Raw genomic sequence first — 12797 nt, 5'->3', positions numbered from 1 at the left:
GTCAGCCGGTCGTACGCCGCACCACCAAACGCGGTTCGAGCACCACGTCGAGCCGTTCGGTGCGGCCGTTGTCGAGGCGGTCGACGATTGCCTCAACGGCGCTGAGGGCTTGCTGCCGGGGCTCCTGACTGACCGTGGTCAGGTCGATGTGGGCCAGCCGGGCCAGCACACTGTCGTCGTAGCCGGTGATCGCGATGTCACGAGGCACCGCGACCCCTGCCCGCAGCAGGTGGTCCATCAACCCGATGGCGCTGCGGTCGTTGGCGGCCACCACGGCAGTGGGACGCTCGGGCCGCTGCAGCAGCACCTGCGCGGCGTGGATCCCCGCGCTCTCGGTGAGATCGCCGTCGATGACGTCGATCTCGGCGGACAGGCCGTGGCGTTTCATGGCGCGCGTGTACCCCGCTTTGCGGTCGGCGGGGATGGTCCCGGTTCCGCCGCTGAGATGCGTGATGCGCCGATGGCCGAGGGCGACCAGATGGTCGACGACCCCACCGATGCCGCGCCCGTCGGCTGTGCGGACCACGTCGACCTCGGGGCACGAGGTCCGGCGCCCGACCACCACCACGGGCGCGCGACGGGCGGCGTCGGCCAGGTGCGGGTCGTCGAGCTCGGGGCCGAGCAGGATCAAGGCCTCGCAGCGGAAGCTCAGCAGGGTGTCCACGACGGCCGCTTCGGGATGTGTTGCGGTGACCGCGCCCAGCACCACCTCGTAGTCGAACGCGGCGGCTTCGGCCACGATGTCCTCGACCAGTTCGGCCTGAAAGGGGCTGCGGATGTTGGCGGCAACGCCGATCAGGTGGGTGCGCTTGGCCGTCATGAGCGCCGCCGCGCGATTGACCCGGTAGCCCAGCTCGTCGGCCGCTGCCAGCACGCGTTTGCGCGTCTGAGCGCTCGGTCCGGGCGCGTTGCGGAACACCAGCGACACCGACGCCTTGGACACACCGACCTTGTCGGCGATGTCCTGCATCGTCGGCTGATCGCGGCTGGCTGGCATCCGGCTCCCTTCACGGTCTTGACATGATGCTGCGGCGGCGCCCATAGTATCGGACTTAGACCGGTCTAATAGATCGGTTTAAGCGAAGGGACTCACTGTGAAGCTCGGCGTGTACACCGCGATCCTGCACGACAAGTCGCTGCCCGAGGCGCTGGAGGTCATCGGCTCACTCGGCCTGACCGGCGCCGAGATCAACGCGGGCGGATTCCTGCCTACGCCACACCTGCCGGTGGCCGAGCTGCTCTCCGGTGCCGTATCTCCCGCGGCCTACCTGTCCACCTTCGACGGCACCGGCATCGAGATCGCCGGGCTGAACTGCAACGGCAATCCGCTGCACCCCGACCCACAGGTGGGACCCGAGGACGCCGAAGACCTGCGCAACGCCATCCGCGTCGCCGGGCTGCTCGGAGTGGACCGCGTGGTCACCATGTCCGGTCTGCCGCAGGCACATCCGGGTGGGCAGTGGCCGGCGTGGAACGTCAACACCTGGGACTCTGGATATCTGGACTCACTGGACTACCAGTGGAACGAGGTCGCGGTGCCGTTCTGGACCGACATCGACGCGCTCGCCCGCGACAACGGCGTCAAGGTCGCCATCGAAATGCACCCGCAGAACCTGGTTTTCAACCCGCCCACCCTCAAGCGTCTCGTCGAGCGCACCGGCGCCACCAATGTCGGCGCCGAGATGGACCCCTCGCACCTGTTCTGGCAGGGCATCGACCCGGTCGCCGCCATCGACTGGCTGGGCCCGTTGGTTTTCCACGCCGCTGCCAAAGACACCCGGATCAACGACAACTGCCGTATCTACGGCGTGCTCGACGAGCGGTTCACCCGAATTCCGTTGGAGCTCAACCCCACCGGGCTCGGTGGCCGGCACGTGGTCAACAAGTGGCCCGAAGACTCCGCATGGGATTTCGTGGCGGTCGGCCGCGGCCACGACGTCGACTTCTGGTCCCGCTTCCTGGCGGCGCTGCACCGCGTCGACCCGGACATGTGGGTCAACATCGAGCATGAGGACGTGGCTTTTGGGCCGCTGGAGGGCCTGCAGGTTGCCGCCGAGACCCTCAACGCCGCCAACTTCTCCTGACTTTCTGGTGCGGGACTTCCTCCGGCGGGGCTTTCTCCGGCGAGCAGTCACTGCGGTACCGCAACCACGGCGTGTCGCGTACCTAAGTGTCTGCTCGCCGGGAGAACTCGCCGGGAGAACTGGGCAGGAGAACTGGCGGGAAAGGTTAGTTCCAGATGCGCACGCGCTGGGCGGGATCCAGGTACAGCTCGTCGGTGTCGGCCACCTCGAACGCCTCGTAGAACGAGTCGATGTTGCGGATCACGCCGTTGCAGCGGAACTCCGGCGGTGAGTGCGGGTCGACCGCCAACCGCCGGATGGCCTCGGCGTCACGAGATTTGGTGCGCCACACCTGGGCCCAGCCGAAGTACACCCGCTGCACGCCGGTCAGTCCATCGATCACCGGCGGTTCCTCGCCCTTGAGGGAGAGCTCGTAGGCCAGCAGCGCGATGGACAGCCCGCCGAGATCACCGATGTTCTCACCGACGGTGAAGGCGCCGTTCACGTGATGGCCCGCGTCCAGCGCCCGCGGCGTGAACTTCTCATACTGCTCGATCAAAGCCTTTGTGCGGAGACCGAATTCGGCCCGGTCAGCGTCGGTCCACCAATCCACCAGATTGCCGTCGCCGTCGTACTTGGCGCCCTGATCGTCGAAACCGTGGCCGATCTCATGACCGATGACGGCCCCGATACCGCCGTAGTTGGCGGCGTCGTCCGCGTCGGCGTCGAAGAACGGCGGCTGCAGAATGGCTGCGGGAAAGACGATTTCGTTCATGCCAGGGTTGTAGTACGCGTTGACCGTCTGCGGCGTCATGAACCACTCGTCGCGGTCCACCGGCCCGCCCAGCTTGGCCAGCTCCCGGTCGGAATTGATCAGGTTGCCCCGCCGGTAGTTGCCGTACAGATCGTCGCGCACGATCACCAGCTCGGAATAGTCCCGCCAGCGCGCCGGGTAGCCGATCTTCGGGGTGAACTTGTCGAGCTTGTCCAGCGCCTTGGCCCGGGTCTCCGGCGTCATCCAGTCCAGGTTGGTGATGCTGACGCGGTAGGCCTCGCGCAGATTGGCGACGAGCTCGTCCATCCGGGCCTTGGCCTCCGGCGGAAAGTGCCGCTGCACATAGAGCTTGCCCAGGGAGTCGCCCATCAGGCTCTCCACCACCGACACGGCGCGCTTCCACCGGTCGCGGATCTGCTCGGTGCCGCTCAGCGTGCGGCCGTAGAACGAGAAATCCTCGGCCACCAGATCATCGGTGAGCAGGCCGGCGCGGCTGTGGATCACCCGCCAGCGGGCCCACGCCTTCCAGTCCTGCAGATCCTCGCCCGACCACAGCGCCGCGAAGGCCGTGAGGTAGTCGGGTTGACGGACCACGAGTTCGGCGACCGCCTCCGGCGTCGTCCCGAGGCCACGCACCCAGACCGACCAGTCGAACCCGGGGGAGTCGGCGGGCAGGTCGGCGAACGTACGCAGGTTGTAGGTCAGGTCCGCGTCACGTCGCTTCACCACGTCCCAGTGCGCGGCGGCGAGCTTGGTCTCCAGCGCGACGATGCGGGCGGCCGCTTCGTTCTGGTCCCCGCCGTACACGAGAGAGAACATCCGCGCGATGTGCGCCGGGTAGGCCGCCAGGATCTCGGCGTGCTGCTCGTCGCGATAGTAGGACTCGTCGGGCAGCCCGATCCCGGACTGGCTGACGTGCAGCAGATACCGCGTCGAATCCTTGGAATCGGTGTCGATGTAGACGCCGGCGCCGCCGCCGACGCCGGTGCGCTGCAGTGCGCCCAGCACCCCGGCCAGTTCGTCGGGAGTCGTGGCAGCGTCGATGGTCGCCAGCTCGTCGAGCAGCGGGGCAAGCCCGCGCGCGGCGATGGTCTGCTCGTCCATGAAGCTGGCGTAGAGGTCGCCGATGCGCTGCTCGTCGGTGCCGTTCGCGGCCCCTGACTGTGCGGCCTGGGTGATCAGATCGCGGATCTGCTCCTCGGCCCGGTCATAGAGGGACCGGAACGCGCCGTCGGTGGCCCGGTCGGCGGGGATGTCATAGTCGGTCAGCCAGCGGCCGTTGACGTGGCCGAACAGATCGTCCTGGGGGCGGGCCTGCGCGTCGACATGGCTCAGGTCGATACCGGACTTGATAGCTTCTACCGTCACCCCGACATTCTTCCAGACGCCTCGGCGGTGCTCTGGGCCTTGCAACGCACCGGTAGCCTCACGCGCATGCCCGAAGCCCCTGCCAAGGACAGCACCGACGAGAGCGAAGACAGCGCCGGCGGCCTCTTCACCGGCTACGGCGTCGCGTCGGCGGTGCTGGGGGTGATCGCCGTGGCCGCCGTCGTGCTGGCCGCCCTGATCTGGAGCGGACACCGCAACCAGGCCGACGAGCGGGCCTACCAGACGCGCGTGCTGCAAACCGCGGCCGACTGGACCAACATCCTGATCAACCTCAACAAGGACACCGTCGAATCGGGTGTGCAGAAGCTGCACGAAGGCACCGTAGGGCAGCTCAACACCGACTTCGACGCGACCGTCCAGCCGTTCCGGGACCTGGTCAAGCGGCTGCAGTCCAACTCGACCGGACAGATCGACTCGGTGTCCATCGAATCGATCTACCACCCGCCGACCGGCCCGAACGGCGCGCCCCAACAGCCACCCCAGCCCGAACTGACCGGCCTGGTGTCCCGCATCGACCACGTGCTGGTGGTGGCCACCTCGGTGAGCCAGAACGCCGGCTCGGACAAACCGCAGACCGTGCGCTGGGCGCTGCGGCTGGACGTTTCCGACGTCGACGGACAGTTGATGATCTCGCGGCTGGAGCCGATCCGATGAGAAACCGGTTGAGAGTCCTGGCCTTCGACATCCTCGCGCCGCTGGCCGCGATCCTGGCGCTGGTGTTCATCGGTCTGGCGCTGGCCTGGCCGCTGTGGTGGGTGTCGGTGTGCTCGGTGCTGTGCCTGTTGATCGTGCAGGGCGTCATCGTCAACGTGGTGCTGGCGCGCCGCGACGGCGTGACCGTCGGCACCGACGACGACGGGCCCGGGCTACGGCTGGCAGTTGTCGGGGTGGCGACGGTCGCACTGGTGGCCGCGGTGCTCGTCGGCTATCTGCGCTGGACGCAGCCCGACAACACCTTCAACAGCGACCGTGGCCAGGTGGTCCGCATCGCCAGCAGCGTCGCCGAGGCCACCGCCACCTTCGCGCCGCAGAGCCCGACCGCCTCGATTGACCGGGCCGCGGCCATGATGACGCCGGAGCGCGCCGACGCGTTCAAGAAGGAATTCTCCGGCGTCGCCAAGGATTTGACGAGCAAGAACGTCTCGGCGACCGCGAGCACCATTTCGGCGGGCGTGGAGGCGCTCGGGCCCGAGGCGGCCAGTGTCGCGGTGGTGCTGCGCGGCACCCAGAGCGTGCCCGGCAAGCCGGCCGACAACGCTGTGCTGGCCCTGCGGGTCACGCTGACCAAGTCCGACGGTCGCTGGGTCGTCGACAACGTGGTGCCGCTGCACTCCCGGTAGAGCACTCAGCGGGGCCGGCGCGAATCGATCACCCCGGTGTTGAACCCGGCCAGGTGCAGACCTCCGGCGAACCGGGCGTGCTCGATCTTCAGGCAGCGGTCGGCCACCACCTGCAGGCCGCCGGCCTCGCCGTCGCGGGCGACCTGGTCATGGCGCAGCCCCAGTTGCAGCCACAGCGTCTTCGCGCCGACGGCGATGGTCTCGTCGAGCACACTCGGCAGATCGTCGTGGCGGCGGAAGACGTCGACCAGGTCCGGGACGGCAGGCAGGTCGGCGAGGGTGGGATAGACCGGAAAGCCATCGATCTCGCTGATGGTCGGATTCACGAGAAAAAGCTCGTAGTCGCTGGTCGATTTCAGGTAGGTCCAGACGAAGTAGCTGGCGCGCGACGGGTTGGCCGAGGCTCCGACGATGGCCACCGACCGGGTCTCGCGCAGGATGCGCTGGCGGGTCAGGGCGTCAGTCATCTTTGGCCGCCTCGGTGAGGGCCTGATCCAGATCCCAGATGATGTCGTCGACGTCTTCGATACCCACACTGATGCGCACCAGCTCGGGCCCGACTCCGGCGGTGCGCAGTTGCTCGTCGGTGAGCTGGCGGTGCGTGGTGCTGGCCGGGTGGATGACCAGGGTGCGCACGTCACCGATGTTGGCCAGGTGGCTGGCCAGTTGTACGGAGTTGATGAACTTCTCGCCTGCGGCCCGGCCGCCGGTGACCCCGAACGCGAACACCGCGCCGGGGCCGTCGGGCAGGTAGCGCGCCGCCCGTTGGTGATGCGGGTGCGACGGCAGGCCCGCCCAGCGCACGTAGCTCACCCGCGGATCGTCCTCCAGCCACTGCGCGACCGCCCGGGCATTGGCTATGTGGGCGGCCATCCGCTGCGGCAGCGTCTGCACGCCCTGCAACAACTGGAATGCCGATTGCGGGGCCAGGGCGGCACCCAGATCACGCAGTTGCTCGCTGCGCAGCTTGGTCAGGAAGCCGTACTCGCCGAAGTTGCCCCACCAGCTCAGTCCGCCGTAGGACGCGACCGGCTCGGTCAACGCCGGGAACTTGCCGTTGCCCCAATCGAATCGGCCGGAGTCGACCGCCACACCGCCGAGCGTCGTGCCGTGCCCGCCGAGGAACTTGGTCGCCGAGTGCACCACGATGTCGGCGCCGTGCTCGATGGGCCGGCACAACGCCGGGGTGGCGACCGTGGCGTCGACGACGAGCGGCAGCCCGGCGGCGTGGGCCACCTCGGCGAGCCCGGCCAGGTCGGCGATCTCGCCGGATGGGTTGGCGATCACCTCGGCATAGAGCAGCCGGGTGCGGTCGGTGATGGCGGCCGCATAGTCGGCCGGGTCGGTGCCCGCGACGAACGTGGTGTCGATTCCGAAGCGGCGCAGCGAGACGTCGAGCTGGGTCACGGTGCCGCCGTAGAGGCTTGCGGCCGACACGATGTGATCGCCGGCCCCGGCAAGCGCGGCGAACACCGCGAACTGCGCCGAGAGACCGCTCGCGGTGGCCACCGCGCCGAGACCATTCTCGAGGCTGGCGATGCACTCCTCGAACGCCGCGACCGTCGGGTTGGCGATCCTGCTGTAGACGTTGCCGTACTTCTGCAGCGCGAACAGGTTGGCCGCATCGTCGGTGTCGGTGAACACGAAGCTGGCGTTGGCGTAGATCGGTGTCACCCGCGCGCCGGTACCCGCGTCCGGACGTTGTCCGGCATGGATGGCGCGCGTGGCCAAACCGAAAATCCGGTCAGTCACGGGTGGGCAGCGTACGACAGCCGAAGCGCGACGACCAGAGTTGCGATCTCGGTGGCGTTATTGTCCCGAGCGCTGGGCGGCGAGCTTGGCGAACCGGTCGGACAACCGCTGCATCCGCAGCAGCAGCGAGGCCGGCGGGCTGACCGTGCCCTCCAGGTAATTGGCGAAGTCTTCGTTGGAAACCCCGGCGCGGGAGGCGAATTCCTGCGGAGCGAGCTCAGACCGGCGTAGCAGCCCCTGGATGCCGCGAGCCACGTCGGCGCGTTCGCTGGCCTCAAGATGCTCGCGGGTGCGCAGCAGCACCTCGGACAGCGCCTTGGACACTCCGTACGGGCGCGCGGTCTCCAGAACTTCCTCGACCTGACGCGCGGTGCGGCCGTAGGGGTCTCGCTTGACGGCGGCCACGATCCGTTGCCACACCGCCATGTCGTCGGTCTCGAGCGCGGCCCTGATGGCGGCGGTGGGCCAGTACTCGACCGGCCGGTCGTCGAACGGAGGTTTACGCGGGGGCAGTGGGGAGCGAGAACGCCCACGCGGGGGGACGTTCTCGCGGTGTGGTTCGCGAGTGTCCCGTGCCTCCGGGGCCAACGTCACTTCGCCTCCTCCAGCATCGCTACAGCCACCGACAGGCAGCGTTGCCTGACTTTCTCCCAGTCATTTGCAGCCTCTGGTCCAGACATTCTGACATCGTGTTCGTCGGACGGTTGCGGATCGGCCAAGCGGCGTACCAATTGGGTCGCCACCCACCGACTTCTGGGTTGTTGACCACAGTAATACCGGTCCATGCCCGACAACACCAGAGCCGCTGTCTGGGTTTCCATCGATTCGACCAGGTCAGCAAACTCGGCGTAGTCCTTTGTGGTGTTGCGGCACATGATCAGATAGCACTTCTAACCGGAGGGTTTCGGCGCCTGTCGGGATCTGCAGCCGGTCGCCGGTGGGCAGCTGCACATTGGTGGTCTCCATCGGGCCGCGTCGCTCCACGGGCGCGCGTTTGGTGTCGGCCTCGGTCTCCAGCGCGTCGACGGCGACCGACAGCCGGCCCCGCCACATCGTCACCGGATGCACGGCGCACGGTTTGGTGCGGCCCGGGCGCTGCTCGGCCAGCCGGGTGGTGAACTGGCGGCAGCCGCTGAACGCCAGCGGATCGGTAACGGTAATGGTCTGGGGCGCAAGGCTTTTCATGCGGGCTGCGGAGCGGACCATCATGCGCAGATCGGCTCCGGTCGGTCCCGTCGCGGCGATGTTGTCGGGGATGATGACCAGGTCGGTCACCTCGATCTTCGGCAGCGGCTTCTCGAAATCCACCTCGGGCAGGATGCGGTCGAGCCAGCGTGGCAGCCACCAGTTCCACTCGTCGAACATCGCCATCAGAGCGGGCACCAGCACCAGCCGGACCACTGTGGCGTCGACCGCGATGGCCACCGCGCACGCCACACCGAGCTGGGCGACGAGCGGCATGCCGGCAAATGCGAAACCGATAAAGACCGCGATCATGATCAACGCCGCGCTGGTGATGGTGCGGGCGCTGGTGCTGACGCCGTAGGCGACGGCGTCACGCGTGTTGTTGGTCTGCAGGAACCGTTCGCGGATACGGGTCAACAGGAAGATCTCGTAGTCCATCGACAGGCCGAACGTCATGGCCAACACCAGCGGCGGGATGGTGCTGTCGAGCGAGCTGAGCTTCTCGAAGCCGAGCCCTTCGAACCAGCCCCACTGGAACACCACCACGAGGCTGCCGTAGGCCGCGGCCACCGACAGCACGGTCATCAGCACGCCCTTGAGGGCCAGGAACAGCGACCGGATCGACACCAGGAGCATCACGAACGCGATCAACGCGACGAACACGAACACCCAGGGCTGCGTCGCGGAAACCCGATCGTCGAAGTCCTTGATCAGCGCGGTGGGACCACCGACGTCGACGCGGACGTTCGGGCCTGCCGCGGCGGGCAGCTTGTCGCGCATCCAGTCGACGGCCTTGCGGGCCGCAAGATCCTCGGGGTCCACCGACAGCACCGCCGAGAGCAGCGCGCTGTTGCCGTTGCCGTTGTCGGAGAACACCGGGGGTTGCACCATGATCACGCTGGGCGCCTGGGCCATCTGCTGCCGCACGGCGTCGACCGCCGACTTCTCGGCGGCCTTGCCGTCAGGAACCGTCACCAGCACCCGGATCGGACCGAGCGCACCCGGACCCAGGGCGTCGGCGGCAGCGTTGACCCCGCCGCGGATCTCGTGCGTCGGCTCGAACTGACGCTGCATGCTGTTGCCGAGCACCATCGAGAAGGCCGGCGCCGCCAGCGTCAGCAGCAGCACGACGGCCGCCAGCGCCGATGCCCACGGACGCAGCATCACCGCGCCGGTCCATCGGGTCCAGAACTTGGACTGGCTCGCCTCGACCCGGCGCGACCAGTGCAGATACGACGAGCGTTTGGCGGCCGCGTGCCCGAAAGTGGCGAGCACCGCGGGGGTCAGCGTCGTCGAGGTCAACACCGCGACCGCGACCGCGAGGATCGCGCCGGTCGCCATCGACACCAGCACCGGCGTGTTGATCAGGTAGATGCCCGTCATCGAGGCGATCACGGTCAACCCGGACAGCACGACGGCCAGCCCGGACGTGGCCATCGCGGCGTCGACAGCCTCGGTCGGGTCGCGGCCGGCCCGCAGTTCCTCGCGGAAGCGCATCAGGATGAACAGCGAATAGTCGATGGCCAGCGCGATGCCGAACATCGACACCGTCGATGTCACGAACACGCTCATGGTCGTGAACATCGACAGCAGATAGACCAGACCCATGGTCACCACGACCGTGCAGATGCCCAGCACCAGTGGCAGCGCTGCGGCGGCCAGCGAGCCGAACACGGCCAGCAGGACGATGAGCACGATCGGCAGGTTCCACTTCTCGGCCGCGGCGATGTCGTGCTTGGTGGCCTGGGTGGCGGCGGCGCCGAGCGCGCCCTGCCCGATCACGTAGAACTTGACCTTGCCGTTGCTGCTTTCGCCGGGTTGGTCGCCGTGGATGCCGACCTTCTGGCGTAGCTGTTTGGCGACGTCGACCGCGCCGGTGTTGTTGAAGTCCAGCTGCAGGGTCAGCACATAGGGCCGGTCGGGCTGCGGCGCCGGCTGCTGCGGGTTGGGCACGATCTTGACGCTGGGGACCTGCTTGGCGATCTGTTCCAGCCGGGCCACCGCGGCGTTCATGTCGTTGAACGACGCATCGGCGCGTGGTGCCGCGACCAGCGCCAGCGGGGAGGCGCCCTGATCGGGGAAATGCTCTTCGAGCTGGCGCTGCACGTACAGAGACTGCGAGCCCTCGACTTCGAACCCGCCGCCGGTCAAATTGGACGACTGGTTCATCGCGAGGTAAATGGAGGGCACCAGCAGCAGCAACCAGGTGGCGAACACCGCCCAGCGGAATCTGCGCAGATTGCTGCTCAAGCGCATCATGAACTGCTGGATGCGAGGTCCCCTCTTTCTCCCCCGGCGTTGCGTACGGAAGCGTACCTCGCACTGCGGTAGGCTCACCCGCCCGTCGGCCGCCATGAGACCGCACCGTGATGTGGGCCGGATTACCGCCTGCACGGCTAACGCTATTCGCTGACATCGCGACATAGATGGCAAGATGGCCCCCGGCTGTGCATGCGTCGGGGGCTTCGCATGCCGCCGATCGTGAGGAGCCTGTCCATGAAGCCGATATCTGCTGGGCTGCGCCGCGGCCTTGCCGGCGCGTTTGCGGTGTCTGCGGCGGGCGGCGTGGCCGCCACCCTGTTCCTTGGGCCGACCGCAACCGCCGGGACCGATCCGTGCGCGGCCAGCGAGGTAGCCAGGACCGTCGGTGGCGTCGCCACCAACATGGGCTCCTACCTCGACGCCCATCCGCAGACCAACCAGGCGTTGACCACCATCAGCCAGCAGCAGGCGGGCCCGCAGACCCTGGGCGCGGTCAAGGCGTACTTCGACGCCAACCCGCAGGTGGCCAAGGACATGCAGCAGCTGCAGTCGCCTCTGGTCAGCCTCGGTACCCGCTGCCGGTTGCCGGTCAGCCTGCCGCAGATGATGGGTCTGCTGCAGGGTGCGCAGCAGAGCGTGCCCGCCGGTGTGCCGTCGGCGCTGAATGCCGCTGTGCCAGGTACCGGCCCGCTGCCCGGGTCCGCGGCCAGCCCCGGTTTCAACCCGGGAACGTTGCCCGGCGTCACCACCGCGACGGGCACCACCACCCGCTAGCGCGTCGAACCGGAGTTCGTCGGGCCGGGGGAGACACTTCATTGGGCACAAGGCGGGAAACTCGCACCGGATTCTGCTTAGCTTGCAATGCCGGTACCCGCCCGGGGTTACGGCCTCCCATCCGATGAAGGAGCTTGACCATGTTGCTCTCGGCCCTGAACGCGCGGCGCGTCGTAGCCGGCGTGGCCGGCGCCGGCGCGGTTGCCGGCGCGATGCTGTTCGGTGCGATCCCGTCGGCCATGGCCGATGACCCGCCCAACTGCACTGCGGCTGACCTTGCCGGAGTGGCCTCGGGTGTGTCCGCCTCGACGTCCGCCTACCTGTTCACCCACCCGGACGTGAACGCGTTCTTCACCAGCCTCAAGGGTCTGCCCCGGGATCAGGTGCGCACCAAGGTGCACGACTACCTCGAGCAGAATCCGCAGACCAAGGCTGATCTGGTCGGGATCCGCCAGCCCCTGGTCGATCTGAAGAATCGGTGCGGCGGCACGCCGCCTCAGACCCCGTAATCTGGTGCGGGTGGGAAACTCCCCCGCGAACGGCGAAGGACCCGTCGTGCCCGACGGCGCGAATCGCACGGTCCTGATGGTCGATGACGACCCGGACGTACGTACCTCGGTGGCCCGCGGCCTGCGGCACTCCGGGTTCGACGTCCGGGTCGCGGCCAGCGGTAAGGAAGCACTGCGGCTGCTGTCCAGCGAGTCGCACGACGCCCTGGTACTCGACGTTCAGATGCCCGAACTCGACGGCGTCGCGGTGGTGACGGCGCTGCGCGCACTGGGCAACGACATCCCGATCTGCGTGCTGTCCGCGCGGGACACCGTCAACGACCGCATCGCCGGCCTGGAAGCCGGCGCCGACGACTATCTCACCAAGCCGTTCGACCTGGGTGAACTCGTGGCGCGCTTGAACGCGCTGCTGCGCCGGTCCAGCCACACCGACCGGCAGTCGGACAGCATGACCGTAGGTCCGCTGACCATCGACACCGCACGGCGGCTGGTGTTCGTCGGCGGCGAGCGGGTGGAGCTCACCAAACGCGAATTCGACCTGCTGGCCGTGCTGGCCGAGAACGCCGGTGTGGTGCTGTCCCGGCAGCGGCTGCTGGAACTGGTGTGGGGCTACGACTTCGACGTCGACACCAACGTCGCCGACGTGTTCGTCTCCTATCTGCGCCGCAAGCTCGAACGTGACGACATGCCCAGGGTGATCCACACCGTGCGCGGCATCGGTTACGTGCTGCGGGACGAGTCGTGAGGG

General features: G+C 67.9%; 13 protein-coding genes. 6 read left to right on the top strand and 7 right to left on the bottom strand.

The window, feature by feature from the left end; all coding sequences use genetic code 11:
• Position 1: 1 nt before the first annotated feature.
• On the bottom strand, positions 2–997 hold the full coding sequence (locus BTO20_RS35360) for a LacI family DNA-binding transcriptional regulator (RefSeq protein ID WP_087081000.1): 996 nt from the start codon (positions 995–997) through the stop codon (positions 2–4).
• A gap of 97 nt (positions 998–1094) precedes the next feature.
• Between BTO20_RS35360 and BTO20_RS35355 the strand changes: the two genes are divergently transcribed.
• Positions 1095–2084, top strand: coding sequence for a sugar phosphate isomerase/epimerase family protein (locus BTO20_RS35355; RefSeq protein ID WP_087080999.1), 990 nt, complete (start codon positions 1095–1097; stop codon positions 2082–2084).
• A 145-nt stretch (positions 2085–2229) separates the two neighbouring features.
• Here the strand turns inward: BTO20_RS35355 and BTO20_RS35350 are convergent, their stop codons facing one another.
• Positions 2230–4206 (bottom strand): M13 family metallopeptidase, encoded by a 1977-nt coding sequence (locus BTO20_RS35350; protein WP_087080997.1) that lies wholly within the window; start codon positions 4204–4206, stop codon positions 2230–2232.
• Positions 4207–4272: 66 nt separating this feature from the next.
• Between BTO20_RS35350 and BTO20_RS35345 the strand changes: the two genes are divergently transcribed.
• Together BTO20_RS35345 and BTO20_RS35340 are read left to right on the top strand one after the other, a co-directional pair.
• The gene (locus tag BTO20_RS35345; RefSeq protein WP_087083157.1) at positions 4273–4881 is read left to right on the top strand and encodes a hypothetical protein; all 609 of its coding nucleotides are present in this window, start codon (positions 4273–4275) and stop codon (positions 4879–4881) included.
• Positions 4878–5567: a hypothetical protein gene (locus BTO20_RS35340; protein WP_087080995.1), complete on the top strand. Its 690-nt coding sequence runs from the start codon at positions 4878–4880 to the stop codon at positions 5565–5567. Before BTO20_RS35345 ends, BTO20_RS35340 begins: the two co-directional genes overlap by 4 nt.
• 5 nt (positions 5568–5572) lie before the next feature.
• Here the strand turns inward: BTO20_RS35340 and BTO20_RS35335 are convergent, their stop codons facing one another.
• From BTO20_RS35335 to BTO20_RS35320, 5 genes are read right to left on the bottom strand one after another with little or no spacing between them, the layout of a single operon-like run.
• Complete coding sequence (locus BTO20_RS35335; protein ID WP_087080993.1) at positions 5573–6034, bottom strand: CoA-binding protein; 462 nt, start codon at positions 6032–6034, stop codon at positions 5573–5575.
• Positions 6027–7319 carry an O-acetylhomoserine aminocarboxypropyltransferase/cysteine synthase family protein gene (locus BTO20_RS35330; protein ID WP_087080992.1) on the bottom strand — a complete coding sequence of 431 codons (1293 nt, stop codon included), beginning with the start codon at positions 7317–7319 and terminating at the stop codon, positions 6027–6029. The genes BTO20_RS35335 and BTO20_RS35330 overlap by 8 nt, the downstream gene beginning before the upstream one ends.
• A 57-nt stretch (positions 7320–7376) precedes the next feature.
• A complete protein-coding gene (locus BTO20_RS35325) occupies positions 7377–7913 on the bottom strand; it encodes an XRE family transcriptional regulator (RefSeq protein WP_198344187.1) in 537 nt (178 codons plus the stop codon).
• Positions 7910–8194 carry a hypothetical protein gene (locus tag BTO20_RS41450; RefSeq protein WP_408632138.1) on the bottom strand — a complete coding sequence of 95 codons (285 nt, stop codon included), beginning with the start codon at positions 8192–8194 and terminating at the stop codon, positions 7910–7912. Before BTO20_RS41450 ends, BTO20_RS35325 begins: the two co-directional genes overlap by 4 nt.
• A complete protein-coding gene (locus BTO20_RS35320) occupies positions 8154–10763 on the bottom strand; it encodes an MMPL family transporter (RefSeq protein WP_408632137.1) in 2610 nt (869 codons plus the stop codon). The genes BTO20_RS41450 and BTO20_RS35320 overlap by 41 nt, the downstream gene beginning before the upstream one ends.
• A 237-nt stretch (positions 10764–11000) precedes the next feature.
• On the opposite strand from BTO20_RS35320, the gene BTO20_RS35315 reads away from it, so the two are divergent.
• The 3 genes from BTO20_RS35315 to BTO20_RS35305 all read left to right on the top strand — a co-directional run bounded on the left by BTO20_RS35315 (position 11001) and on the right by BTO20_RS35305 (position 12794).
• Positions 11001–11540, top strand: a complete 540-nt coding sequence (locus BTO20_RS35315) for a hemophore (RefSeq protein ID WP_087080990.1) — start codon at positions 11001–11003, stop codon at positions 11538–11540.
• Between the two features lie 140 nt (positions 11541–11680).
• Positions 11681–12049 (top strand): heme-binding protein, encoded by a 369-nt coding sequence (locus BTO20_RS35310; protein WP_087080988.1) that lies wholly within the window; start codon positions 11681–11683, stop codon positions 12047–12049.
• Between the two features lie 76 nt (positions 12050–12125).
• Positions 12126–12794: a response regulator transcription factor gene (locus tag BTO20_RS35305; protein ID WP_197514654.1), complete on the top strand. Its 669-nt coding sequence runs from the start codon at positions 12126–12128 to the stop codon at positions 12792–12794.
• Positions 12795–12797 lie beyond the last annotated feature (3 nt).

Source organism: Mycobacterium dioxanotrophicus (genome assembly GCF_002157835.1).
Taxonomy (GTDB): Bacteria; Actinomycetota; Actinomycetes; order Mycobacteriales; family Mycobacteriaceae; genus Mycobacterium; species Mycobacterium dioxanotrophicus.
Note: the sequence above shows the minus strand (reverse complement) of the source record. Positions and strands in the feature narration are given on the sequence as shown.

Excerpts from the sequence above, each read along its gene's own strand:
- BTO20_RS35360 (WP_087081000.1), bottom strand. The coding sequence starts at position 997 with ATGCCAGCCAGCCGCGATCAGCCGACGATGCAGGACATCGCCGACAAG.
- BTO20_RS35345 (WP_087083157.1), top strand. The coding sequence starts at position 4,273 with ATGCCCGAAGCCCCTGCCAAGGACAGCACCGACGAGAGCGAAGACAGC.
- BTO20_RS35340 (WP_087080995.1), top strand. The coding sequence starts at position 4,878 with ATGAGAAACCGGTTGAGAGTCCTGGCCTTCGACATCCTCGCGCCGCTG.
- BTO20_RS35335 (WP_087080993.1), bottom strand. The coding sequence starts at position 6,034 with ATGACTGACGCCCTGACCCGCCAGCGCATCCTGCGCGAGACCCGGTCG.
- BTO20_RS41450 (WP_408632138.1), bottom strand. The coding sequence starts at position 8,194 with ATGTGCCGCAACACCACAAAGGACTACGCCGAGTTTGCTGACCTGGTC.
- BTO20_RS35320 (WP_408632137.1), bottom strand. The coding sequence starts at position 10,763 with ATGATGCGCTTGAGCAGCAATCTGCGCAGATTCCGCTGGGCGGTGTTC.
- BTO20_RS35315 (WP_087080990.1), top strand. The coding sequence starts at position 11,001 with ATGAAGCCGATATCTGCTGGGCTGCGCCGCGGCCTTGCCGGCGCGTTT.
- BTO20_RS35310 (WP_087080988.1), top strand. The coding sequence starts at position 11,681 with ATGTTGCTCTCGGCCCTGAACGCGCGGCGCGTCGTAGCCGGCGTGGCC.
- BTO20_RS35305 (WP_197514654.1), top strand. The coding sequence starts at position 12,126 with ATGGTCGATGACGACCCGGACGTACGTACCTCGGTGGCCCGCGGCCTG.